Here is a 24,144-nt window from a genome sequence, read left to right on the forward strand (position 1 = left end):
GCCTAGAGCCAGACCCGATCGCCGCCCCCGTCGTGCGGCGCATCTATCGCGAGTACATCGCCGGGCACGGGCTGCACGCCATCTCTGAAGGACTCACCCGCGACGGCATCCCGTGCCCCTCGGCGCACGACCCCGCCCGCAACACTCACCGTCAAGGAGTCGGCTGGCCCAAATCCGCGATCATCGTGATTCTGACCAACCCCCGCTACACCGGACGGCAAGTGTGGAACAAGCAGCGCAAGGCCGGGGTCCTGCTGGATATCGAAGATGTCGCCGCGGGCTACGAGACCAAGTTCAAATGGAACGAGCCGGGCACCTGGGTCTGGTCCGACACCATCGCCCACGAGCCGCTGGTCTCGCTCGAGGACTTCGAGGCCGTACAAGCCATCCGTCTCCAGCGACGCAAGACCAACCCGCCGGCACCGCTTCAGCGCATGCAGCGCACCTCCGAGCGGCACTACCTGCTGCGTGGGATCCTGTACTGCGCCGTATGCGGGCGCAAGATGGAGTCCACGTTCAACCACGGCCGCCCGCACTACCGCTGCCGTTACCCGGCGGCCTACGCCGAAGCCAACGGCATCGCACACCCGCGCACCGTCTACGTGCGCGAGGACCACATCGTCCCGCACCTGGACAAATGGCTGTGCACCATCTTCGCGCCGCACCGCATCGCCGCCACCGCCAAGGCACTGGCCGACGCATCCAGCGGCGACGACAACCACGCGGTGCTGGCCGCCAAAGCCCACAAGGAGCTGGCCGAGGCCGACCGCAAGCTCGGCCAGTACCGGGCCCTGCTTGAAGCCGGAACCGACCCGGCCACCGTCGCCGGTTGGATCCGCGAAGTCGAGATCGAGAAAATCGCCATCAACGCCAGGCTGCGCGAACTCGGCGAACGAGCCACGATGACAACCGAGGAGATCACCGCTCTGGTACACGCGCTCGGCGATCTGGTGAGGGTCCTCGGCGAAGCAGCCCCCACTAACAAGATGAAGATCTACAAGGAGCTTGGGCTGCGACTTGACTACGACGCCAGCGCCCGCACGGTGGCTGTCGAAGCAATAACCGCCGGATCAAACATCAAGTCTGATACCGACAGCAGTGTACGTAAGGTCGGTGTCCGAGGGGGGACTTGAACCCCCACGCCCTTAACGGGCACTAGCACCTCAAGCTAGCGCGTCTGCCATTCCGCCACCCGGACCGGGTGTGCCAAACGGGTACCCGGTTTGTCCGGTGCCGCGTTGACGTGGAGAACAATACCAAAGATCGGAAGGGGTTGTGCACACGGTATCGGCGCGGTCGGGCGGCGCGTCGCGGGCCGCCGGCGGAATTCTGGGGGCGGCTTGCTCGCTGAGGGGAGGGAGTGTTCCAGGGGCAAGGCCGAGCGGAGAAGAGGGCGAGATGAGCCAGGAGAACCGCGGGCGAGTACGGGTCGAGGAGGGGCGCAAGCGGGTGCGCGTTTACCTCGGCGGCGCGCTGGTGGCGGACACGACGCATCCCCGGTTGGTCTGGGAGGCGCCGTACTACCCGACGTACTACCTGCCGGCCGAGGATGTGCGGGCGAAGCTGGAGCCGACCGGGCGGACGGAGCGATCGCCGAGCCGTGGCGAGGCCCAGCTGTACGACGTGGTGGTCGATGGGGCGCGGGCGCCGGAGGCGGCGCGGCTGTTTCCCGACTCGCCGTTGGAGTCGCTGCGCGGGCTGGTGCGGCTCGACTTCGCCGCGATGAGCGAGTGGTTTGAAGAGGACGAGCCGATCTACGTACATCCGCGCGACCCTTACACGCGCGTGGATATCCTCGCCAGTTCGCGGCACATCCGGGTGGAAATCGACGGCGTGACGGTCGCGGACAGCCATCAGCCGCGCATCCTGTTTGAGACCGGGCTTCCGCCGCGCTATTACCTGCCGCTGACCGACATCCGCATGGACTTGCTGCGGCCGTCGTCGACGCAGACTAGCTGTCCGTACAAGGGCACCGCCGGGTATTGGTCCGTGGATACCGGGACGACCGTGCATGAGGACGTGGTGTGGTTCTACCGCACGCCGCTACCGGAGTCGCAGAAGATCGCGGGCTTGGCGTCGTTTTACAACGAGAAAGTAGATGTCTACGTGGACGGGGTGCTGGAGGAGCGGCCGCGGACGCACTTTGGGTGAGTGCGAACGATCGAGGCGGAGGCGAGCGCGGGGCGGGAACCGAGGCGGTCTGCGGACCTGGTGAGGATGGGTCAGGTCCGCAGGGCACACGCGTAGTCGGGGCGGTCTACTCGAAGTAGGCCTCGGCGGCCAGTTCGTCGGCGCGTTCGGGTTCGGCTAGCAGCGCGGCGATCAGGTGCCTGCGATCCCACCGCCCCGCCGCCCAGGCCAGGGCGCGCGCCAGGCCATCGAAGGTCGAGGCGTGCACCTCGCCGTCCACGACGCGCCAGTCGGTCTCGATCTCGTCGTCGAGGATCAGTTCCTCGTGCTCGAGGTAGGTCTCGGGCGCCTCGGGCAGCAGGTCCAACACGACGTCCGGGACCGATTGGCGCTCACCCTCGGAGGTGACGCGTCCGTCGACGAGTTCAGACGCGAGGCTGAGGTCGAGCAGGTCGGCCAGTCGGTCCGCGGTGCGCGGCGGGACGGGCAGGTACGGCCGGTCGCCGAGGAGCGGCAGCAGGTCAGGGGCGTCGATGACCGCGACTTCTGCCGCGTCGGCGAGGATCGGGCTGCCGCCCTCGCGCGCGGAGCTGCCCGTGAGGAAAGCGCGGAGCACCGAAGGCGGGGCGACGCGGTCTTCAGGGATATCAGCGAGGGCGTTATACAGATCGACCAGCTGCGCGGCGCTGACCTCGCGGTCCGGGTCGGCGAGGCGGTCGAGCAGTTCGTCGGGACCACCTGGTGCGGCGAGCAGCGCATCGAGGGTTGTGCGCACGCCGAGGCCGATGAGGAAGTCGGGTGGGAGGCGGAGCGCGTCGGGTTGGTGTTTGTCGTCGGAGCGCGGGGCACTGACGGGAGTGGCAGCGGCGCCTGCGAAAGCTTGAGCGCCTGCGTCGTCAGCGGTGTGCGCGGCGTCAGCGGAGTCAGGGATCTGATCGTAGAGGCCGCGCAGCGGGCCGCCGCCGGTGGCGAGGTCTGCGGGGCAGCGGCCGTCGAGCACCGGATGTCGACTGAGCCACCACGACGTATACGAGGGCAGACGCAGTGACTGCCCGTCGCCGGTCAGCACCCTGATCGGCTGGGTGATCGCGGCGCGCAGCCCGGCTCCGGCGAGTAGGTCGAGCGCGGCCGACCAGCGCCCCGGCGCGACCAGATCCAGGTCACGAATGGCAGTCAGCTCCGCGGCGACCGGCGGTGCGTCGCGCTGGCCGGCCGGCAGCAGGTCGCGCACGTCGTCCAGCCAGTCCTCGAAGCCGTCCAGCTCCAGCAGTTCACGGTCGGCGCCGTCCGGGTCGAGCAGCACGTCGGTGGCGCGCACCAGCGTGAACGTGTCGAGGACGCCGACCGCGCGCAGAGTGTCGGCTCCCCAGCGGCGGACCCAATCGGCGTGTACCCGGCCGAACGCCCCGGGTTCGACGACCTCGGCCAGCGGTGAGCCGGGTAGCAGCAGCTCGCGGGCCTCGGTATACGTGCCCTGATCGTCGAGAAGCAGGAGGCTGTCAAGCCCGAATCGCTCGCCGGGGCGTGGCTCGGCGGCGCGCACGAGGGTCAGTACAGCTTCGGCGATCGCGCCCGGGTGAGCGAGATTCTCGGGGTCCGCCTGCGGAAGGTCATCGCGCGCGGCGGCGATCGCCGCGCGCAAGGCCGGGTAGCCGAGGATCACGCGTGGCTGCGCCGGCTGGGCGCCCAGCCGTTCGAGCAGCGCGTAGGAGCCGGGGCCGAGGGCCGCTGGGTGCACGATGCGCAGACCGAGCGGGCGCAGCGTATCGAGGCGGAGTTCATCGAGTCCGGCACTGCCGTAGAGCGCGGAGCCCGATGAGGTATCGCCCGGCAGTAGCGTTCCGGCGGCTCCGCGCACCGTGCGCCCGTCAGCAAGCGGGACCGGGAGCGCGGTCAGTGCTTCGCGGGCGCCGGGGTCGTAGCCGGCCAAGCCGTCCAGGGCCGCGTAGAGCCGGCCCCACCAGGACGGCTCGCGGCGCAGCGCGGCCAGGATCTCGACCAGCTCGGCCAGGTCCAGCCTGCGGACGCGCAGCGCGGTCAGCGCGATGGTGTCGCGTTCCCAGCCGGCCGGCAGCAGGCCCGGGATCACGTCGCCGACCGCCGTGACTAGTGCTTCGTCGCAGGGCACGACGACGGTCGCGTCCTTCGGGCGCAGCAGCTCCCGGCTGCCGTCAGCCGCGGGCAGACAAGGGGTCTCGGGCAGCCGACGCGCGATGCGCTCGCGCAGGGCCGCGTCAAGCGCTCCCTCAGCGACCGGACCAGGCACGAGGCGCAGCAGGCCGGGCGTGCGCGCGGGCCACTGCGCGAACAGGTCCGCGTACGCCGAGGCGGCCCGGTCGAGCAGATAGTCCGTCAGATCCCCTGGCGCGACATGGCGGCGCGTCGGGTCGAGCGGGAAGGACGCGATCAGCAGCGCCGGAAGGCCGAGTGGTTCGTCCGTGGGCGTCGGGGCGTGCACGACCGGGACGGTCTGTGGGCGGCGAGGTTCGGTCTCCGTACCGCTTTCCGCTGCGCCGTTCGCGCCGGAGCCGACCGGGACCGCCCAGGTCACGGACCAGTACGGCCGCGCGCGCTCCTCGACAGGACGGTTCGCGAGCAGCAGCGGGTCGAGGGCGCCATGCGCGCGGGCCAGTCGCCAGCGGGTGGTGCGGGCACCGTCGCCGATGATCCATTCGTGATCACCGCCGTGGCGGGAGCTGAGCGTGCGCGTGGCGCCGTCGACCTCGACGACGATCTCGGACAGCTGTGGGAGAGCGAGCAGCAGCGCGTCGTCAATCTCGGTGAGCAGCCTGCGGACCAGCTCTTCGGCGGCGCTGGCGCGCAGCGGAAGGATGATGGCTGTGTCATAGCCCTGCGGCGGCTGGCCTTCGGTCGGATACGGCAGGCGCAGCACGGGGATGCGGCCCTCGCGGCGGCGCAGTTCCAGGCCGAGTTCGGGGCTGCGGATGGAAATGTCCTCGACGGCCGCGCGGGCGTCGACCGTGGAGAAGCGCACCGAGCCGTGCCGGGAGTGCACAGCCGGTTCGTCGCTGACCGCGAGGACGGCCGCGAACCCGACGCCGAATCGGCCGACGGTTCCACCCGAGGTGGGCACGTCGTCGGTCGCGGGGTCGCTGCCCGGATTCCATTGGTCTCGCTTGGACGACGCGCGGAGGGTGGAGAGGCTGACCACGCCGGCGGCGTCGAGTGGACTGCCGGTATTGGCCACGACCAGCGTCGCGGGATGGCCGGGCGGCTGCTCGAGGACGATGCGCAGGCGGCCGGTGCGCCCGGCGCGGGTCGCGGCGTCGGCGGCGTTCTGGGCCAGCTCGATCACGACGCGGTCCCGGTAAGCGCCGAGGACCAGGTCCTCTTCGAGGTTCGCGTCCTCGCGGAAGCGCACCGGGGCGGCCGCCCAGGCGTCGAGCACCCGGCTGCGGATCGCGGCGGTATCGAACCGGTCGGTCACGGCCTGGTTCTCCTTCGTGAGCTGACTTGCGGCGGCCGGACGGCCGTGTCCGACAGGCTACCGGTCCCGGCAGACCAAACTGGTCGAGCGCGTGGCGCGCGGAGTCCCAGCCGTGTGCCGGTTCATCAGTGGTTATGCGCGTCACGTATATCGGCACGCCGGGTATTGACCCGGCCTGGGCGCGGTCGTACTCTGCCGTTGCGTAGTCACGTTAGGAAACTTGACTAACTAAGCGCGGCTACTGCCGAGCTGTTCCGACTATCCACGGAGAAGCGGCCTTGCCTGTTCGGAGGAGTCTTGCCTGGGCAGGCTTGGGCCGCAAAGGCGCGGCGAGGCGGCCCGTATCCACCCGCACTGTGGTCGGGGCCGTCCTCGCCGCCGCCCTCCTGGTCTCCGGCGCGCTCGCGTTGCGCTGGGGGATCGCGGGCGCCTCCGGACCCGGGAACGGCGACGCAGCCGGCCCGCGCCCGGCTCGGGCCGCGGCGGGTTCGCCCCGGCTGCACGGCGCGGACCCGCTGGCCCGCACCCGGATCGACCTCAAGCCCGGCCCCGCCGACGCCGTGCTGACCGCGCGCGGGGATCTGACCCGGCTCGGCTGGGATTCGGCCGAGCCCGCGCTGAGCCCGGCGCTGCTGAAGTCCGGCCGGTTCGGCAAGCGCGCCTCGCTGCCCGTGGACGGCAAGATCTACGCGCAACCTTTGTTCGTGCCCGCACTCGCTATTGGCGGCAGGCAGCACAACGTGGTGATCGCGGCGACCGAGCATGACAGCGTGTACACGTTCGATGCGGATACCACGGCATCCTCGACCTCGGCGTTGTGGCATGTCTCGCTGCTGACGCCGGGGGCACGCACGTTCCGGGCCGCGACCGACCGCGTCGCGAAGAACCGACTGTGCGACTCGATCACACCCGAGGTCGGCATCACCAGCACTCCGGTCATCGATTGGGCGACGCAGACCCTTTACGTGATGGCCTTGGACGTGGAGCACGGCGCGCTGACATACCGCCTGCACGCGCTGGATCTGGCCACCGGCCGCGAAAAGCAGCCTGCTGCGATAGTGAGCGCGTCAGTGCCCGGACAAGGCCTCGACGCGCACAACGGCACCGTGGCGTTCGCGGCCACCGAAGAACAGCAGCGGATGGCGCTGACCGAGGTACGCGGCGTGATCTACGCGGGCTTCGCCTCATGGTGCGGCTGGAATCCGTACCACGGCTGGGTACTTGGCTATTCCGCCGCGTCGCTGGCGCGCGAAGTGGTGTACAACACCAGCCCGGACCAGTGGGGTGCGGGCCTGTGGGAGTCGCAGGCCGGCATCTCCGCAGACGGACACGGGCACCTGTTCCTGGTGACCGGCAACGGCCCGTTCGACCTGGACAGCGGTGGCGCGGATGTCGGCGATTCGGTGCTGGAGATGACGGTTCAGGACGGCACGCTGCGCATCGTTGACTCGTTCACGCCGTTCGACCAGCTGTGCCGGGTCCGCCACGATCAGGATCTCGGCTCCGGCTCGCCACTGATGATCCCCGGCCACGACGAAATGGTGCTCTCCTCGAAGACCGGCGCGGTTTATCTGCTCTCTGAGTCCGCGCTCGGTGGCTACCACAGCGTCGCGGACCCTTGCGCGACCGGTACACGTGCGCGCGCCGACGTTGACCGGATCAAGCAGGAGCTGACGGTCAACACGGTACCCGGCGGGATGTGGGGCACCTGGGCGTTCTGGTCCTCGGCGCAAGCCTCGAGTTCGAGCGCGCCCACCGACTTCGTCTATGGAAGCGGCGCGCAAGGCAGATTGACGCAATGGCGGCTAGCAGCGGACGGAACGATCGTGCCCAAGCCGATCGCACAGGCCCCACTCCCCTACAGCTATCCCGGCGCGATTCCTGTCGTGAGCAGTAACGGAACAACGACCGGTAGCGGCATCGTGTGGACCGTCGACCAGACGCACGGCGCGGTACTTCGCGCGTTCGACGCATCGAATATCGCGACGCCCCTGTGGGACAGCGCGCGCAACGCTTCCCGTGACGGCTTGCTGCCCGGCGAGTTCGACCACTTCACCATCCCGACCACGGCCTGCGGGCTGGTGCTCGTCGGCGACCAGAACCACCTGGAAATCTACGGCGCCCTGCCCGGCTGATTCCGGCGCCGCAATGACCTCGGGCGCGCCGGCCTGCGCCGACCGGCGCGCCCGAGCTTCAACCACGTGTGCGAAGATACGGAATCCCCCTGCGCCGGCAGGGATCGCGGTACAGTGTCCGAGCAATGGAGCACAGCCCATGAGCGACCACGGTTTCTCGGCCTCCGAGATCGACACCGGACGGCCGCATCCGGCACGTATGTACGACTACTGGCTCGGCGGCCGGGACAACTACGAGGTCGACCGTGACGCGGCGGAACGCGCCCTGGCCGCCTCGCCGCGGATCCGCGACGCGATCCGGGCGAACCGGGCCTTCATGCGGCGCGCGGTGCGAGCCGTCGTCGAAAGTGGAGCGCGGCAGATCATCGACATCGGCACCGGCATCCCGACGTCGCCCAATACGCACGAGATCGCGCAAGCCATCGCGCCCGACGCCCGCGTCGCGTACATCGACAACGATCCGATCGTCAGCGTTCACGCGCAGGCACGGCTGACCGGAGCGAACGGCACCGGGTTCGCGCTCGCGGATCTGCGCGATCCGGCGGGCCTGCTCACCAATCCGGTGGTCAAGTCAGTGATCGACTTCGACCAGCCGGTAGCGGTGCTGCTGGTCGCCGTGCTGCACTTCGTCACCGATCTCGAGCACCCGGCGCAGATCGTCGCGACGCTACGCGATGCGCTGCCCTCCGGAAGCTGGCTGGCGCTCACGCACGGAACGAGCGATACAGCCGTGCACGACACAACTGAAGCCGTGGCGGTGTACCGCAACGCCACCGCGACGCTCAATCTGCGTCCGCATCGACAGGTGCTCAGCTTCTTCGACGGGTTCGAGCTCATCGAGCCGGGGTTGGTGACCATCTCCGAGTGGCGACCGGAACCGGACGCGCAGATCACCAAGTTCGGGATCTTCGGCGGGGTCGGCCGCAAACCGTAGCGTTCGGTGCCGGGCCGGTTCTGCCTGCCTGGTAGCCGCGCGACCGCCTTTTTCCGTAATGCATCGGCGCGCATTGAAGTGCACGTACGTTTGATTCGCCGCGCACGGGTATCCGCTCCCTCGGCCTTCCGAGGAGGAGAATCTGATGAGCGGCACCATCATCCTCGCCATCGTCCTCGCGGTCGTCGTCGTGCTCGGCGCGGCGGTGCTGATCCTGCGCACCGGCACCCGTGACCACGGCCGCGACCTGCGCCGTCGGTTCGGACCCGAGTACGACAGGGTCGCGGCGCGGCACGGCGACCAGGCGGCGGCCGAGCAGGAGCTGGCCGAGCGAGTGCGCGAACACGACGCGCTGACGCTGCGGCCCCTGGCACAGGACGAGCGCGAGCGGTACGAGCGCACGTGGACCAGCGTGCAAGAGCGATTCATCGACGACCCGCGCGGCGCGACGCAGCAAGCCGACCAGGTGATCGGCGGTCTGCTCACCGCGATCGGCTATCCGTCCGAGGACCGCGAGAAGCAGCTGGACCTGGCTTCCGTGGACCACGCCTACGCGCTGAGCGAGTACCGGCAAGCGCGCGAGCTGGCCCAGCGCGGCCTCAACGGCGACGCGGCGGTCGAGGGCACGAAGCGCACCGACGGCGCGGTCGCGGGTGCGACTGCTCCCGGCACGAACGCTGCGGGCGCCCCGGCGCTTTCGTCGACCGAGACGCTGCGTGAGGCGATGCTGCACTACCGCGTGATGTTCAACGATCTGCTCGGCCGAGCCGACGCCGAGCGTGCCCACGCCGGTCAACGTTGATCGAAGGGGAACACGATGTCGATATCGAAGCCTGAGAACGCAGCACAGAGCACTGAGCGCGACGACGAATTCGAGCGCGAGCAAGCCGGGCGCGACGGCGGATTCGAAAACGGCTACGGGTACGGATATGACGGCGAACGCGAGCCGGAGTCCGAATCAGGGTCGGAATCTGAAATGGCGCCACACTCCGCGGCGTCGTCGGAAGAGGAGCCGGCTTTGCACTCGCCGTCGCAATCGGAGACTGGCCTCGAAGACGAGGACGCGCCGGCGCATCAGACCACGACCGGTGCGGTCAACCGCGACCTGGCAGCACACCAGGGCGAGGAGCGGGAAGCGGGCGAGCCAGAGTCCGAGTTCGAAACCGCGCAAGAGCCTCGGGCTACGACCCTGTCCACTGCCGAGCCCGCCGCGACGATCGGCCGCGACGGGGCCGACCGCGACGAGGAGACGATGGGCCGGGACGAAGAACTGAACGAGGACTCGATGTCCGGCGAGGCGGTGCGGACGCAGCCGCAGAGCGCGTCGATGCAGCCCTCGTCGGTGCCCGACACCACATCGGCCATGCCTTCCGCGCAGTCGCCGCTCGCGACCGACCCCGGTCCCGTGCTGGCGCCGGAGGCTTCGCTGGACTTCCGCGAGCGCTGGCACGGTATCCAGGCCGAGTTCATCGACGACCCGCGCCGCGCGGTCGAGGACGCCGACCGCCTGGTCGCCGACGTGGCCCGCGCGTTCACCACCGGCGTGGAGGAACGCCGGCAAAGCCTCACTTCGGGCTGGCAGAACAACGAGCATGGCGAGACCGAGGAACTGCGGCTCACCATGCGGCAGTACCGCGCGCTCGTGGACCACATCCTGCACGACTGAATCCTGCAAGACTGATACTCGAGCACGGCTCCACCGCCTCCCGATCGGCGCCGGTTGCCACAGGTTCGCGCCCCACGTCGAACCGGTGGCGGACGCCGATCGGGTCGTGCGCGTTCGGGAGCATCCTTGCCGCGTGCCGCGAGGCGGTGACTGGCGCCAGGGCGGCAGACCGGTGGCGCGGCATGGCGAAGTCATTGACCTCTCTTCAAAGCCATTGACATCTCTTCGAACGCTCGTTCTATACTCGGAGGATGAGATGGTCTGGTCAGCTCGTCGAGAAGCCGCAGGACGGGAGCGGTCAGGGCGAGGTCGTGCGAGCGGGCCAGCAGGAACTGTTCGGCGGCGCGGTTGCACGCACGTTCGATACGCCGGAGTTCCGCGGCATGACCTTCTACGAGGTCCAGGCCAAATCGGTGCTGAACCGGGTGCCAGGAGCGACGCCGTGGTTCTCCTGGACCATCAATCCCTACCGCGGGTGCACGCACGCGTGCGTCTACTGCTTTGCCCGCAACACGCACACGTATCTGGACTTGGACGCGGGCCACGACTTCGACTCGAAGATCGTGGTCAAGGTCAACGCGCCGCAGGTACTGCGCAGGGAGCTGACGCGGCCATCGTGGCAGCGCGAGCACGTCGCGATGGGCACCAACGTGGACTGCTACCAGCGCGCCGAGGGCCGCTACCGGATGATGCCGCAGATCATTGAGACGCTCGCGGCGGCGGACACGCCTTTCTCCATCCTGACCAAAGGGACGCTGATCCTGCGCGATCTCGCCGCGTTAGAGAAGGCGGCGCAGCGCGTGTCGGTCGGTCTCAGCTTCTCGATCGGGTTCACCGACGAAGAACTGTGGCGGACGGCCGAACCGGGCACGCCGAGTCCGCTGCGGCGGCTGGAGGCGGTGCGCAAGCTGAACGAGTCGGGTCTCGGCTGCGGCGTATTGATGGCGCCGATCCTGCCGTATCTGACCGACTCGCCCTCGCGGCTGCGCGCGAGCGTGGCGGCGATCGCGCAGGCCGGGGCGCGATCGATCATGCCGATCGTGCTACACCTGCGGCCCGGGGCGCGCGAGTGGTACGCGTCGTGGCTCGCGCAGCACCATCCTGGGCTGATCGAGCGCTACCGGGGGCTGTACCGCGGCGGCTCGTACGCGGATAAGCGTTATCAGCGCCGGATTACCGAGCAGGTCATGGGCTATGCGCGCGAGTTCGGCATCGACCGCGACAGCGCGGGTGGACCTCGACGCGTTACGCCGCCTGCGCGTGACAACAACTCGGCAGCGAGCGGCGGGGCCTTCGATCACGCAGCCGGCGGCGGAGCTTCCGGCGCACCACCCGACGCCCCGGTCCCGGAACAGCTGCGCCTGCTGTAGTTACTCGCGGGCGCCACAGCTCTTGGCGGGCACTGCGCGGCGGCGCAGACAGTGGCTCGGCTCAGCGGTGCCGGCGGCTCAATGCGTGCGCCATGTTCACCAGCGCGATGCCACCCCAGGCGACCGCGATCGCGAACACGTTGCCGTGGCTGGTACCGGCCACGATTCCGGTGACCGGGATACCCGCGATCAGCGAGGCTGTGGCGATCCAGCGCGAGTCGTTGCTCCCGCTGCTGCGCGGTTCCGGCTGCCGTGGCGCGGGAGTCGGCGCAGGGTAGCGCGCGGCATCCACCCGCGCGGCGATCTCGCGCTCGACGCGGTCGGCCAAGGAGGCCGCGATCGCGTCCTCATATTCCGGGCCGAGTTCGCGGCGCGCAGCGAGGGCGGCGGCGATCTCTTCCGGCGTCAGATCGGCGGCTGCCATAGGAAAACCCTAGCGCGATATAGCGCGTCTCAGCAGCGGGGGCTGGCACCCTGATTGCGCCGGCGCGCGCGCCTTTTCCGGCCGTGCGCGACGATGTGCCCGGGAACGCTAAAGTCATCGTCATGGCGTGGGGATCTGAGGCGCGGGCATTCGACGTGAGCGCGACCCACGTCGAGTGGTCCGAACTGCGGGCATTGATCGCCGAGCGGGTGCCTGAACGAGTCCTGCGACGCCTCGCGTACACGCCCGCCGAGGAACTGGCGCATCTGCGACCGAACCTCAAGTCGCTGCGAACTCAACTGCGCGCGGCGTTGAAGACCACTGACCGCGCCGCCCACGACGAGGCGTATGCCCAGCTGGCGCCACTGTACCTAGCCGGCGTGCTGTGCTCGGGCGATCCGGCAGAGGCGCTGGAATGGCTGACCAGCCCAGTGTTGCGCGACGCCGCTTGGCAGCGTCCTGACGGCAGCTCCCGCGAGCCGAGCATGCGCAGGGTTCTGCTTTCGCTGCTGCTCGAACACCGGGACGGCGCGTGGCAACGCGATCTGGCCGGACGGCTCGCCCAGTGGCTGCCCGCGGCCGGTGATCCGCGCCGCTGGGCACTGACGGACGGGCTGGCCGCCTGGTCCGGCGCGAAACCGCCGCTGAGCGACGGTTATGTCCTCGGCTGGGTGCTGCGCGGCTCGGCGATCAGCCGCGACCATGCGCGCGGGCGACTCGACGTGCGCGAGTGGTTCGCCGAGCTGGGCTGGCGGCCACCGGTGCGGCATCACGCGACGCTGCTGGACTGGCTGCGCGCGCAGCCGCGATTGGCGGAAATCGCGCCGCGCCTGTTCGAGGTCGCCGAGGTCGGCACGCACTTCGACGACGCAGAGCCCGATGACGCGGCCGCTGAGGTTGCCCAAACCGCTGACGCAGCACCCGAACAGAGCCGCGCGCCAGAGAATGAGTGGGCCGGCGCGCTGGCTGCGCTCGCGGGCGAGGGACTGCTGGACCGCGGTGAGCTGCTGGACCTGTGCCTGGCCAAACTGCTGCGTGGTGACCGCCCCGGCAACTTACGCGGCTTCGTGCTGCTGGCCGAGCGGCTCGACCCGAGCGCCGACGAGGTCTCGGCCCGTCTGGCGACCTTCGTCGCGCTCGCGGGGCGCGGGGCGGGGCCTTCGGCGCGGCTGGCGCAAAGCGCGCTGCGCGAGCTGGACGCCGCCGGGCATCTGGGTTCTGTCACACTCGCGGAGATCTCGAAGACGGTGCTCGCGCGGCCCGAGCGGAACCTGGTGGCCACCCAGCTCTCCTGGGTCGAGGCGGCCGTGCGCCGGGACCGCGGATCCGCGCCCGAGCTGCTGAACGCGGTCTCGGCCGCGTTCAACCACCCGGCCGTGACCGTGCAGGAACGGGCGCTGCGGATCGTCATCAGGTACCTGAAACACCTCGACACCGAAGAGGTCGCGCAACTGCACGATGCGGCGCTGAAGCTGGATGCGGTGCTGCGCGACGAGGCCCTGCGCGTCCTCGGCGGCGACCCGGACGGTACCGGCTCCTCATCGCAGACCCCTCCCCCGCTGCTGCCTGCCTATCAGCCCGCGCCCGCGCCGGAACCGGTCCGCTGCGCCCGGGAGCTGGTGGAGCTATTCGAATCAGTGCTCGCAGACGGTGTCACGCAGGCGAGCGCGCAGGACATCGAGCGAATCCTGGACGGCGCGGTGGCCGAGTACGACCGCGATTCGCTCGCCCTGGCTGAAGCGCTGCAGCCGCTCGCGGCGCGGTTCGCGCCGGAAGTCCTCGATCCGTGGGAGCAGCGCGCACTGGCCGGCGCGCTGCGGTGTCTGCTCTGGGCGCTGGTCGGGGAAGATCGGCGCGCGGTCGTCGTCATGGACGAGTTGTACGGCGTCACCCAGCCCCGTCCGGTCCCGCCCGACCGAGCAGCGCTTTACCGCGTGTACGAGCTCGTAGAAAATCTCGGCCGCGTGCGGATTCCGGGTCTGCTGGCCACGCCGACCCACGGTGACGGCTCAATCGATCCTGAGGTGCTGCGGTTCCGCCTCGATCGCTACGAACGCTCGGCAGCCGCGCCGCTGCCCTGCGACCTTGAGCAGGCGCTGTTGCGCGTCGCCGTCGAGGATGTTCAGACGATCCTGGCCTCCAGTGCGCTGCTGGCGACTCCGGCGGGCAAGGAACTGGCCGCACTGTTCGCCTGGGGCGAGGGCGCGCTGCCGTTCTTCGAACGCTTCGTCATCCGCCGCGCCGCGACCGCCCAGGACGGCGAGACAGGTCGTCACCGAGCCGGGGCGGTGCAGGCGCCGCGGATCGCGCCACGGTTCTCCGCGTTCCACGAGCTGATCGGCGCGGTCGATCGCCCGCCCTCCCCGATCACGGTGCTGGCCCGCATCCCCGATCCGGATGACGTGAACCTGTTCGCCTGGAACGGATCGAGCACGCACGCCGCGCTGTGGCCCTCGCTGCTTCCGTTCCACCCGGAGGTCATCGCCGCGCACGCGATCCCCGTCCTCTATCAGCAGGCGAATGACACCGCACGCGATCGCAATGCGCTGCTTCCGGTGCTCGCCCAGACGGCCGGCTGGCCTGGACCGGTCACGCATCTCGCCTTGGCGTACGGGCTGGCTGCCGGCAGGCCGGAGAACCGCACCGCGGCCGTGGACGCGATGGTCACGATGGCTGCCCGCACGCTGCTGGACGCCAGGGCGCTCGGCGCACTGTGCGGCGAGCTGTGGGCAAGCCGGATGATCAAGCCGAACCGGCTGGTGCACGCGCTCGACGGTGCGGCGCAGGCCGGAGCGCGCCGCGAGGTGTTCAGCGTCGCGGTCTCGGCGCTGCCGGCACTGGTATCGCAGCCTTCTGTCAGGGGTCTGGCGGATCTCCTCGTCCTGGCCGCGGACTGCGCCCGGGTCGCGGACCTGCACGAGGAGGTCCCGGAACTGGCCGGCCTGATCGCGCTGGAGAAGCCGAGCCGGGTCGCGGCCGAGGCCCGACGGCTGCGGCGCATACTCGGCCGCTGATTCGCTGTGAGAACGAGTCCTGGGCCGGCTGACCCCGGCCGAGCGACTGCGACAGCTCGCGGCGGCGGCGCAACCATCCGCCCCCGGTGCGAGAGCCCATTCAAAACGCCTCGTCACCGCTGGTGCAAATAGTACGCACCTGCGACATGAATGCGCATGCTTATACACGCATCGTGTCATCATGGCGAGTGGGACACGTGCCCGCTACCGCCGCGATCCGGGAAGGCACCCACGCCGTGAACCAACACACCCACCCACACGGTGACCACGACCACGACGAGCACCCACACGCCCATGGGCGCGGGGCGTGGGCGCGGTTGCGTCACGAACTGGCGCACCTGGTCACCCCGCACAGCCATGACGCCGGCGACAAGGTCGACACCGCGATGCAGGCCTCGCGCGAAGGCATGCGCACCCTGTGGCTGTCCCTGGCCATCCTGAGCGCCACCGCGCTGGTGCAGGTGGTCATCGTGGCGATCTCCGCCTCCGTGGCCCTGCTCGGCGACACCATCCACAACGCCGCCGACGCCCTGACCGCCCTGCCGCTCGCAGTCGCGTTCGTCCTCGGACGCCGCCCACCCACCCGCCGCTACACCTACGGCTACGGCCGAGCCGAGGACCTGGCCGGAATCGCGATCGTGCTGCTGATCGCCGCCTCCTGCGCCCTTGCCGCCTACGAGGCGATCAACCGGCTGATCCACCCACGCGACGTCACCCACCTATGGGCCGTGGCCATCGCCGCCGTGGCCGGTTTCCTCGGCAACGAGATAGTGGCCCGCTACCGTATCACAACCGGCCGCCGCATCGGCTCCGCCGCCCTGGTCGCCGACGGCCTGCACGCGCGCACCGACGGCTTCACCTCCCTGGCCGTGCTGCTCGGCGCCGGTGGCGTCGCCCTCGGCTGGAAGGCCGCCGACCCGATCATCGGGCTGATCATCACCCTGGCGATTCTGACCGTGCTGCGCGACGCCGCCCGCGAGGTCTACCGCCGCCTCATGGACGCGGTCGACGAGACCCTGATCGACCAGGCAGAAACCGCATTACGCGAAGTAGACGGTGTGCGCGGCGTTGGCGCGGTACGCATGCGCTGGATTGGACACGCCCTGCGCGCCGAAGCCGACATCATCGTCGACCCCCGGCTCACCATCGTGCAGGCGCATGCTCTCGCGGTCCAGGCCGAACACGCCCTGATCCACGCCGTGCCCCGGCTGACCGCTGCCACGGTGCACACCGACCACACCACGACCCCCGATGCCCAGGACCCCCACGCCGCCCTCAGCCACCACGCCGACAGCCGCTAGAATCAGCACCCTCCGACCGGCACGTTGTGACGAGCGCGAGACCTATTCCAGCCATGCGCGCAGTGCCCACCACCAACGCACGGAGTGCTCCAGCGTGTCACCTGGCTCGGGCGGCTCGTCAAAGTCGGTGAGCGCGCCGAAGCGGCGCAGCCGGTGCTTGACCGTGTTCGGGTGCACATGCAGCGCCGCCGCCGTGGTCTCGACGCGCCGGCCGTGCTCCAGATAGGCGAGCGCGGTCTCGGCCAGGAGCCGATGGAACTGCTCAGCCGGATCGAGCCGGGAGAGGCGCTGCTCGGCGAGGAACCGCCCGATGCGCGGTTGGGCGTGTACGGCGGCCGGTACCGCCATGTCGGTGACTGAACGCAGACCTCGAAGACCCCTCGCGCGCGCCGCCGCCATCGCCGCCGCGGCCGCGCGATAGGCATCAGCAAGCTGCGCTATTCGCACGGCCGGTGTCGCGATAACGAGCAGGTCCCCAACGCGCTCAGGTGCCGGAAGCCGCGGCGTCGCCGAACAAAGCTGGCCATCAACGAACCCTGACACTCCCCCACCGGAGACCAGTACCGCCTCGGTGGGCGCGGCACGGTGCGGATCCGTGACATCCGCGATCAGGCAGTGGTAACGCAGGCCGGGTTCCAGCAGCGCCTCGGGTGGCGCGGCGGTCGGTTCGCCGAGCAGCAGTTCGCGCAGTGCCCGCGCGCGTGCCGAGTAGCCGCTGCGGCCTAGTTCCTCCTCCCGCGCCCGGTACGCGTCGATGAGGCGGTTGCGCAGTTCATGGCTGTACGCGTCGAGTTCGCCGAGTGCGTCGAACAGTTCCTCGGTCGCCTGCGCGGCGCGCGCCTCGTCGATAAGCCGGGAAAGGGCGTAGACGCGGCCAGCCTGGAAGCCGTCGAGCAGCGCGGCGAGCGGCACACCTTGGATCGCGCGATCGAAGGCCAGGCGGTCGGCGACTGCGGCGCTCGCCCCGAGTTCCCCTTCGCCGGTTCCGGTCCCGATCCCATTACCGCCACCCGATACCGGACCGTCCGCCGCCGCGGCGGCACTGTGCGCGGCCGGGCTGTGGGCGAAGGCGCTGGCTACCACATCGAGCAACGCGGCCACGTGCCGGCGCACCTGATGCTCCGGCAGGCGGCCGACCAGCGGCGACTGGCGCCGCACCGCGGCGACCGCGCCGTCCAGCGTCGCCGGATCGGCGCGCATCTTCTCGATGAGGGTCCGCACGACCGGCCTGCCCACTGGCTCACCCACGCGCCGTGCCTCCTTCACCTGCGGCGACCGCGCATGCGCGCGGCGCTCCGAGCGTTAGGAGAAGAACTCTGGCACAACGGGGCGAACTTGGCGTCACTCGGGAGCGAACGAACGCCGCGCTACGTCCGGGTCGGCGGACGGAGCGCGGCGTTCGCAGGGAGTGTTTTGAAACTGGTGCCGGACCCGGCGACAGTTCCAAAACACGACCGCGGCTGGGCCCGGTTGCTTAGGCGCGAGCTGCGCCAGGCTCTGGAGGCAGCTAAGTCCCGGCCCGGGTTCCGGTCAGCCAGCCGAGCTGGCGAGTCCCGCGATGGCCGTGTCGGTGACCTTGGCGAGCCGGCCGCGCTGCGGGAAGTTGCCGACCGGGATGTGGGCGACCTCCTGGCCGGTGGCGTAGCTGATCACGGAGACCGCGTTGCCCGCGCTCAGCGGAACGAAGCAGTAGTTGCCGTCCGCGCTGGTCGCGGCCCAGTAGGGGATGCTGCCGGTCGGGTAGTTCACCGTGGCTTGCGTGGTCAGGGTCGAGACGTCCACGATCTTCGCGTAGTCGTCGATGGTGCCGACGTCGCACAGCTTGGTTCCATCGCCGGACAGGGCGATGCCGTGGTGCGCGGAGTTCTGCGGATAGCTGTCAGGGCTCTTCGACGCCGCGTTCGCGCTGAACGGCTGGTTGACCGTGGTCAGCGTGGTGCTGGTGTTCAGGTCGTACTTGATGAAGCCGTTGAGGTAGGACAGGTCCGCGTACATCGTGGTGCCGTCGTCCGCGATCACGAAGGGACGCAGCCCGTACGGGAAGGTCCAGGTCTTGACGACCTTCAGGGTGCTGGCGTCGACCTTCTCCAGCTGCAGCGCGCCCTTGAGCCCGTTGAGCGCCTTGGGCAGCAGCGTGACGCCGATGCTCTCGTTGTAGATGTACTTGCCGTCCGCGGTGTAGTTGTTCTGGTGCGGATAGCTTCCGGTCGGGAAGGTGCCCACCAGCGCGCCGGTGGCCGCGTTGTAGACCTCCGCCTCTGTGGACGTGGTCGCGGAGACGACGACGCGAGTCCCGTCCGGCGAGAGGGCCATGTGGTCCGCGTGGATGCCATCGACCGCGGAGCGCCACAGCATCTGATGCGTCGCCAGGTCGAAGGCGGCCACGTCGTCGAGGTTGGCGCGCGAGACGTACAGCGTCGTGCCGTCCGGCGAGATGGTCATGTCGTCGACGTAACGCGTGCCTCCGACGGCCGGGTCGACGGTCGCCTCGTCGGCGTTCGCCAACTGGTAGTTGATCCACTGGATCGGGTTCATCGTGCTCAGCCGCTGCTGCAGGTCGGGCACGATGTTGAAGGAGCCAAGGCTCTGGAAGGTGTGCCCGTCGATGAAGCTGACGGTGCCGGACACGGCATTGCCGATCAGCAGCACGTCGCGCAGGGAGCCCGAGGAGTCGGGAAGGGCGGCCGAGTGCGCGGGCAGCGCGCCGCCGAGGCTCAGCAGCGAGCCGGCCGCGAGAGCGCACCACACCGGGCGGCGCGCCCGTCGGGTAGCGGAGGTGGGCATCATCGTCCCCTGATTGTTACTGATGGGTAAGAGTCTTTGAGCGCAGTTTGTTCCTCAGCTGGGGCGCAGCCAAGTCGCCAAACGCCAACGTTGCCGCGGCTCGTTGTCCGCGGCGGACAGCGTGTCGCGCGGGCGGTGCCCTCGGGTCGCGCAGTGGGTAGACCATCGACGGGCACGTATTGGCAGGACGCCGCTTGGAGGACACCGCTCGGAGGACACCGCCAGGCCGCTCCCTATCCCGGCGGGCTTGACAGGCAAAAGCTAATTGCAATAGCTTTCAGGCTATCGAGCACAGCTTAAGGAGGCCGGGATGACCGCGCAGCGCTTGACCACCCGATTCCTGGAGATCGACGGCGGCCGAATCGCCTATGACGACACCGCGGACCTGACCGCAGCGGAGGCGACTGACGCAGATGGCAGCGCGGTGGACCTCGGCGGCGACCCGGCAGCTGCGGATCAGCCGGCAACGCGTCGTCCGGTCGTGATCTGCACGCCCGGCCTCGGCGACCACCGCGCCTCCTTCCGCCATCTGCGGCCGCTGCTGGCCGAGGCGGGCTACCGGGTGGTGACGATGGACCTGCGCGGCCAAGGCGAGTCCACCGTCGGGTGGAGCGATTACTCGACGCCGGCGATCGCCGCCGACATCGTCGCGCTGGCGCGGCATCTAGACGCCGGCCCAGTCGTGCTGCTCAGCAACTCCTACACCGGCGGGCCGTCCTTCCTGGCCGCGGCCGAGGCGCCGGAGCTGTTCGCGGCGCTCGTGCTGACCTCACCCTTCGCCCGGCTCCAGCCGCCGATGTCCGCTCCGGTTCGGGTCGCGATGGTCGCGATGGGCCGGGTCCCCGCGGCCTGGATCGGTTACTGGTCCACGCTGTTCAAGACCCGCAAGCCGGCCGACTTCGCCGAGGCGCGCAAGGCGCTGGCGGCGAATCTGCGCGAGCCGGGCCGGATGGCGGCGCTGCGCGGAATGCTGGCCTCGGATCAGGCACCAGGCGAGTCCGCCGCGCCGCAGGTCGGCTGCCCGGTGCTGGTGGTGATGGGCAGCAGTGACCCCGACTTCAAGGACCCGGCGGCCGAGGGCGCGCTCGTGGCGGGACTCGTCCGCAACGGCCGGGTGCACATGGTCGAAGGCTCGGGCCACTACCCGCACACCGAGTTCCCGCGCGAGACAGCGGACGCCGTGATCCCGTTTATGAAGGACGCATTCGCCGCGGCGGCGTAGGTACGGCCTGCTTGCGGGCCCGGATGTGGAGCCACCGGCGGTGCGTTTCGCGCCGCCAGTGGTCGTACACATCGAAGCCGGCCGCTTCGATTTGAGCGCTCAACTCGTCGAAACTGTGCAGCACGTAGTAGCGCCGTAGTTCGTCCTGCCCCGGGACGTCGTAAGGCACGGTTTCCCAGCGTTCGCCTACTCCTTCGGCGACCGCGAGCACGAGTTCGCCTCCGGAGCGCAGCACCCTGGCGAACTCGGCGAGCGCGGCCGGGACCATGGACCGGGGTATGTGCAGCAAGGCCGCCGAACACCAGATTCCAGCGAGTGCGCCGTCGGCGATCGGCAGCGCCAGCATGTCGGCGCGCACGAGTCCCGGCGTTCCGAGCGCGGACAGCATCTCGGCCGACAGATCGAACCCCGTCGCCTGTAGCCCGCGCTCACGCAGCATCTGGGTGTGGTGGCCAGGACCGCAGCCGATGTCCGCGACGCGCGCACCCTCGCCGAGCAGCCCCGCGAGCCGGTCGGCTTCCTCGGCGAGCCAGGATGGCGCTTGGCCCCATTTGCGCGCGTAGTGACCGGCGATCGAGCTGTACGCCGCCTGAGTCGTTGCCGCCTCATTCACCGCGCCAGTCTAGGCGCGCTGCCGGTGACTATGCCTTACCGACTTCCGCGCTACCAGTCGCGGTCCGTCTCCATGCCGACGAGCACGAGACTCTCGCCGCTCACCGCGTAATGGCGCATCAGATCCAGGTCGGGGGCGTACACGTGCACCGAGTACGCGATCTGCGTGCTCTCGTTGACCACCTCGTGGATGTGCCGGCCGCCGAACGCGCGCCCGTTCTCGGCGCGCAGCGGCCGCACCGAGCCCACGCCGCCGGGCAGCGCGATCGCCTGGCCGTAGACGTGATCGGCCGGGATTTCGATCGAGCGCTCGGTCAGTTCACCGGCGAGCGCGACCATCGCACCGAAGGCGCCGCCGTGGTCGTGCCAGCCGGTGCCGGTGCCTGGCGGCCACGCGATCAGCCAGGCGCGCGTGCCGGGTCCGGCGTCGAGCGGCAGCCACGTGCGCTGGTCGGGCTCGGTGACGAGGCGGTCGAGAAGGCCGGGCTCGGCAGCCAGCCTGGTCGCACGGGCGAGCAGTTGCGTCAAGGTGAGCTCGGCGCAGACCGCGGGCGCGGGCTGCGGCGGCAACGTCGGCGCCGCCGGTTGCGGGCTCGGCGCGCGCTGCGGAACGACCGGGAGCAGGGCGGAATCAGACGGATTCGCGGTCATGCTGGCTCACCTTCCATATTCATGAAAAAGGCATGGCGAAATCGGCGCGGGGCGGTTCGGCGTATTCGCGGCGGTACGGCAAATAGACGCGTCCTGATTCGGGGCGCGCTGGAAAGAGTTACTACGGGTTCACGGAGGGTGTGCGACGCGGCGGGGCCGCGGGGTCGGCGTGCCTGACCGAGTCGACGTCAGGCGGTAAGGCCGACGTCAGACGGTACAGATGGCGCTGGCGTATCGGACGAGGTCCCGATAGGCGCAAGCGAAGAGGATCTGAGTACCGCTATTCACGACGCTCACGTTACCCAGGCGGATATTCCGGCGTCAATTCAACGCGAGCCGACGGCGAGCATCAAACTTGAAACAATTGGGCCGGTGTACCAGCGGCGGCCGAGCGCACCGAAGTGATCGAGCGGGGCCGACCTGACGGCGGCTCGGCCGGCGAGCCGGGAGGGCGAGTGGCGCGGCTCGGCGTGAGGCCCGATCCTGATGCGCATGGCCGGATATTCCGCGACGCCGCTGGCGCGCAAGCTGGGGATCAAGTCGGGGCACGTCATCGCGCTGCTCGACGCACCGCCCACGCTGCCGGAACTTTTGGCACCGCTGCCGGATGAGACGGACGTGCGCACGTCCCTGGACGGCGGCCCCTTCGACGTCGTGGTCTGTTTCACGACCAAGCGCGACGATCTGGTGCGCCACGTCGCGCAAGTGCAGCCCGTGCTCGCCGTCGCGGGCGGCCTGTGGATCGCCTGGCCGAAGAAGGCCGCCAAGATACCGACCGAGGTTACCGAGGACACGGTGCGCGAGGTCGCGCTGCCGCTGGGTCTCGTCGATAACAAGGTGTGCGCGATCGATGAGACCTGGACGGGCCTGCGGCTCGTATTGCGCAGGGAATTGCGCAACCGGTGACGGCTGCCTGAGCAGTAACGCTGGGGCGTTGCTTCCGGCCGGTGTCAGTGTGTTCCGCTAGCGTGCTCCTGATGTCCGCACACCACCTGACCGCCGGCTCGGAACGCAGCAGTGTCGTGCTGCACGTTCCGCACGGCTCTCGGCACATCCCGGCAATCGCACGCGCAGGGATGCTGCTCGACGATGCCGAACTCGAGGCCGAGCTGGATCGGATGACCGACACTCACACCGGCGCGATCGCGGCCGCCGCGGCGCAGACGGCGGCCCTGCGGCCATGGATATTCGAGAACCGGGCCTCGCGCCTGGTGATCGACCCGGAGCGATTCCCGGACGAACGCGAGGAGATGCGCGCCGCGGGCATGGGCGCGGTCTACACCAAGACCTCGCACGGTGAGCCGCTTCGGCTCGAGGACGCGGAGCAAGAACGCCGCCTGCTCGACGAGTACTTCCACCCGTACGCCCAGGCGATGACGGAGTTCATCGACGCCCGACTCGACGCCACCGGCCACGCGGTGATCCTCGACGTGCACTCCTATCCGAGCAAGCCGTTGTCCTATGAGCTGCACGCGGATGGGTCACGTCCGGCGATCTGCCTGGGCACCGACGCCTTTCACACCCCGGATTGGCTGCTGGGCGCGGCGCGCGCCGCATTCGAGTCCTGCGGCGATATTGAACTCAACACGCCGTTCGCGGGCTGCTATGTGCCGCTGCGTCACTACAACACGCAGCCGGCGGTGTCAGCCATCATGGTCGAGGTCCGCCGCGACACCTACCTGACCGAGCCGGCCGGGCCGCCGACTGAGGGTCTACGTCGGCTCACCGTCGCGCTGGCCCGTCTCATCGACCTTTGCGACCAGAGACTTCCCCGATCGGAGCACCGGTGACCGCACCTCAACGATTAGCCGATCTGCCGTTCGCCGACACCCTGCAACCGTTCGAGGGCGAGCTGGGCCGCGGCGGCGAGGACGACTACGACGCAGTGCACTTCGACGGCGCGGTCTTCGACGAGGTCGCCGTCGGCGGCGGCCGGTTCATGGACTGCGCGTTCGAGTCGGTGCAGTTCGACGGCGGCAGGCTGCGCGGCGCCCGGTTCAGCGACGTGTGGTTCCACGACTCGCGGCTGATCTCCACGGACCTGGCGCAGACCGAGTGGACGGACTCCTCCTTCGTCGCGGTCAGCATCGCCGGAGTGCAGGCGTACGAGGCGCAACTGCGGCGGGTCGTGTTCGAACGCTGCAAGTTCGACTCGCTGAATCTGCGCGCCGCGAAGCTTTTCGACGTGACCTTCGACAACTGCCTGCTGCGCGACGTGGACTTCGGCGGGGCTTCGCTCACGCGGGTGTCGTTCCCGAACTCGCGGCTGGTGGACGCGGACCTCACCAAGGTGACCTGCGAGCACCTGGACCTGCGCGGAGCACAGCTGGGCATCACGGCCGGCCACGACGCGCTGCGCGGAGCGATTATCGACAGCGGACAACTGGTCGACCTCGCCCCGGCTCTCGCGCAGTCCCTCGGCATCACGGTCGCGGACTTCTGAAGCAGCGTCC

General features: G+C 69.6%; 19 protein-coding genes and 1 tRNA gene. 13 read left to right on the forward strand and 7 right to left on the reverse strand.

The genetic code is table 11. The features are described from left to right. On the forward strand, positions 1 to 1,133 hold a 1,133-nt coding region (locus tag VN779_RS00295; protein WP_325718948.1), incomplete at its 5' end, for a recombinase family protein. Here VN779_RS00295 and VN779_RS00300 read toward each other — a convergent pair. Then, positions 1,115 to 1,198, reverse strand: a tRNA-Leu gene (locus VN779_RS00300). The genes VN779_RS00295 and VN779_RS00300 overlap by 19 nt on opposite strands. A gap of 200 nt (positions 1,199 to 1,398) precedes the next feature. Between VN779_RS00300 and VN779_RS00305 the strand changes: the two genes are divergently transcribed. Then, complete coding sequence (locus tag VN779_RS00305; RefSeq protein ID WP_325718950.1) at positions 1,399 to 2,151, forward strand: DUF427 domain-containing protein; 753 nt, start codon at positions 1,399 to 1,401, stop codon at positions 2,149 to 2,151. Positions 2,152 to 2,257: 106 nt separating this feature from the next. Here VN779_RS00305 and VN779_RS00310 read toward each other — a convergent pair whose 3' ends face one another. Continuing rightward, a complete protein-coding gene (locus VN779_RS00310) occupies positions 2,258 to 5,578 on the reverse strand; it encodes a sacsin N-terminal ATP-binding-like domain-containing protein (protein ID WP_325718951.1) in 3,321 nt (1,106 codons plus the stop codon). Between the two features lie 356 nt (positions 5,579 to 5,934). On the opposite strand from VN779_RS00310, the gene VN779_RS00315 reads away from it, so the two are divergent. The 5 genes from VN779_RS00315 to VN779_RS00335 all read left to right on the forward strand — a co-directional run bounded on the left by VN779_RS00315 (position 5,935) and on the right by VN779_RS00335 (position 11,683). Continuing rightward, positions 5,935 to 7,713: a hypothetical protein gene (locus VN779_RS00315; protein ID WP_325718953.1), complete on the forward strand. Its 1,779-nt coding sequence runs from the start codon at positions 5,935 to 5,937 to the stop codon at positions 7,711 to 7,713. 139 nt (positions 7,714 to 7,852) lie between these two features. After that, positions 7,853 to 8,647: an SAM-dependent methyltransferase gene (locus tag VN779_RS00320; RefSeq protein ID WP_325718954.1), complete on the forward strand. Its 795-nt coding sequence runs from the start codon at positions 7,853 to 7,855 to the stop codon at positions 8,645 to 8,647. Between the two features lie 145 nt (positions 8,648 to 8,792). Next, complete coding sequence (locus tag VN779_RS00325) at positions 8,793 to 9,449, forward strand: hypothetical protein (protein ID WP_325718956.1); 657 nt, start codon at positions 8,793 to 8,795, stop codon at positions 9,447 to 9,449. Positions 9,450 to 9,464: 15 nt separating this feature from the next. Then, entirely contained in the window at positions 9,465 to 10,313 is an 849-nt protein-coding gene (locus tag VN779_RS00330) for a hypothetical protein (protein ID WP_325718958.1), read from the forward strand. A 251-nt stretch (positions 10,314 to 10,564) separates the two neighbouring features. After that, entirely contained in the window at positions 10,565 to 11,683 is a 1,119-nt protein-coding gene (locus VN779_RS00335; RefSeq protein WP_325718960.1) for an Rv2578c family radical SAM protein, read from the forward strand. 61 nt (positions 11,684 to 11,744) lie between these two features. On the opposite strand, the gene VN779_RS00340 is transcribed toward VN779_RS00335, so the two are convergent. Next, positions 11,745 to 12,107 (reverse strand): hypothetical protein, encoded by a 363-nt coding sequence (locus VN779_RS00340; protein WP_325718961.1) that lies wholly within the window; start codon positions 12,105 to 12,107, stop codon positions 11,745 to 11,747. A gap of 122 nt (positions 12,108 to 12,229) precedes the next feature. On the opposite strand from VN779_RS00340, the gene VN779_RS00345 reads away from it, so the two are divergent. Together VN779_RS00345 and VN779_RS00350 are read left to right on the forward strand one after the other, a co-directional pair. Further along, positions 12,230 to 15,121 carry a DUF6493 family protein gene (locus tag VN779_RS00345; protein WP_325718962.1) on the forward strand — a complete coding sequence of 964 codons (2,892 nt, stop codon included), beginning with the start codon at positions 12,230 to 12,232 and terminating at the stop codon, positions 15,119 to 15,121. A 173-nt stretch (positions 15,122 to 15,294) separates the two neighbouring features. Then, positions 15,295 to 16,422, forward strand: coding sequence for a cation diffusion facilitator family transporter (locus VN779_RS00350; protein ID WP_325718964.1), 1,128 nt, complete (start codon positions 15,295 to 15,297; stop codon positions 16,420 to 16,422). Positions 16,423 to 16,464: 42 nt separating this feature from the next. On the opposite strand, the gene VN779_RS00355 is transcribed toward VN779_RS00350, so the two are convergent. Beyond that, on the reverse strand, positions 16,465 to 17,670 hold the full coding sequence (locus VN779_RS00355; protein ID WP_325718965.1) for a helix-turn-helix domain-containing protein: 1,206 nt from the start codon (positions 17,668 to 17,670) through the stop codon (positions 16,465 to 16,467). Between the two features lie 282 nt (positions 17,671 to 17,952). Beyond that, positions 17,953 to 19,206: a YncE family protein gene (locus tag VN779_RS00360; protein WP_325718967.1), complete on the reverse strand. Its 1,254-nt coding sequence runs from the start codon at positions 19,204 to 19,206 to the stop codon at positions 17,953 to 17,955. A 310-nt stretch (positions 19,207 to 19,516) separates the two neighbouring features. On the opposite strand from VN779_RS00360, the gene VN779_RS00365 reads away from it, so the two are divergent. Continuing rightward, entirely contained in the window at positions 19,517 to 20,428 is a 912-nt protein-coding gene (locus VN779_RS00365; protein ID WP_325718969.1) for an alpha/beta hydrolase, read from the forward strand. On the opposite strand, the gene VN779_RS00370 is transcribed toward VN779_RS00365, so the two are convergent. Beyond that, positions 20,397 to 21,041: a class I SAM-dependent methyltransferase gene (locus VN779_RS00370; protein ID WP_325718971.1), complete on the reverse strand. Its 645-nt coding sequence runs from the start codon at positions 21,039 to 21,041 to the stop codon at positions 20,397 to 20,399. The two genes, VN779_RS00365 and VN779_RS00370, sit on opposite strands and share 32 nt — an antisense overlap. A 50-nt stretch (positions 21,042 to 21,091) precedes the next feature. After that, positions 21,092 to 21,691, reverse strand: a complete 600-nt coding sequence (locus VN779_RS00375; protein ID WP_325718973.1) for a hypothetical protein — start codon at positions 21,689 to 21,691, stop codon at positions 21,092 to 21,094. Positions 21,692 to 22,177: 486 nt separating this feature from the next. Here VN779_RS00375 and VN779_RS00380 point away from each other — a divergent pair, with 486 nt between their 5' ends. The 3 genes from VN779_RS00380 (at position 22,178) to VN779_RS00390 (ending at position 24,134) form a co-directional block, all read left to right on the forward strand. Next, positions 22,178 to 22,597, forward strand: a complete 420-nt coding sequence (locus VN779_RS00380; protein ID WP_325718975.1) for a DUF3052 family protein — start codon at positions 22,178 to 22,180, stop codon at positions 22,595 to 22,597. Positions 22,598 to 22,668: 71 nt separating this feature from the next. Continuing rightward, a complete protein-coding gene (locus VN779_RS00385; RefSeq protein WP_325718977.1) occupies positions 22,669 to 23,481 on the forward strand; it encodes an N-formylglutamate amidohydrolase in 813 nt (270 codons plus the stop codon). Beyond that, the gene (locus VN779_RS00390; RefSeq protein ID WP_325718979.1) at positions 23,478 to 24,134 is read left to right on the forward strand and encodes a pentapeptide repeat-containing protein; all 657 of its coding nucleotides are present in this window, start codon (positions 23,478 to 23,480) and stop codon (positions 24,132 to 24,134) included. The genes VN779_RS00385 and VN779_RS00390 overlap by 4 nt, the downstream gene beginning before the upstream one ends. Positions 24,135 to 24,144: the final 10 nt, after the last annotated feature.

This window comes from Actinocrinis sp. (assembly GCF_035605935.1).
GTDB lineage: Bacteria > Actinomycetota > Actinomycetes > Streptomycetales > Catenulisporaceae > Actinocrinis.

Excerpts from the sequence above, each read along its gene's own strand:
- VN779_RS00305 (WP_325718950.1), top strand. The coding sequence starts at position 1,399 with ATGAGCCAGGAGAACCGCGGGCGAGTACGGGTCGAGGAGGGGCGCAAG.
- VN779_RS00320 (WP_325718954.1), top strand. The coding sequence starts at position 7,853 with ATGAGCGACCACGGTTTCTCGGCCTCCGAGATCGACACCGGACGGCCG.
- VN779_RS00325 (WP_325718956.1), top strand. The coding sequence starts at position 8,793 with ATGAGCGGCACCATCATCCTCGCCATCGTCCTCGCGGTCGTCGTCGTG.
- VN779_RS00330 (WP_325718958.1), top strand. The coding sequence starts at position 9,465 with ATGTCGATATCGAAGCCTGAGAACGCAGCACAGAGCACTGAGCGCGAC.
- VN779_RS00335 (WP_325718960.1), top strand. The coding sequence starts at position 10,565 with ATGAGATGGTCTGGTCAGCTCGTCGAGAAGCCGCAGGACGGGAGCGGT.
- VN779_RS00340 (WP_325718961.1), bottom strand. The coding sequence starts at position 12,107 with ATGGCAGCCGCCGATCTGACGCCGGAAGAGATCGCCGCCGCCCTCGCT.
- VN779_RS00345 (WP_325718962.1), top strand. The coding sequence starts at position 12,230 with ATGGCGTGGGGATCTGAGGCGCGGGCATTCGACGTGAGCGCGACCCAC.
- VN779_RS00360 (WP_325718967.1), bottom strand. The coding sequence starts at position 19,206 with ATGCCCACCTCCGCTACCCGACGGGCGCGCCGCCCGGTGTGGTGCGCT.
- VN779_RS00365 (WP_325718969.1), top strand. The coding sequence starts at position 19,517 with ATGACCGCGCAGCGCTTGACCACCCGATTCCTGGAGATCGACGGCGGC.
- VN779_RS00375 (WP_325718973.1), bottom strand. The coding sequence starts at position 21,691 with ATGACCGCGAATCCGTCTGATTCCGCCCTGCTCCCGGTCGTTCCGCAG.
- VN779_RS00380 (WP_325718975.1), top strand. The coding sequence starts at position 22,178 with ATGCGCATGGCCGGATATTCCGCGACGCCGCTGGCGCGCAAGCTGGGG.
- VN779_RS00385 (WP_325718977.1), top strand. The coding sequence starts at position 22,669 with ATGTCCGCACACCACCTGACCGCCGGCTCGGAACGCAGCAGTGTCGTG.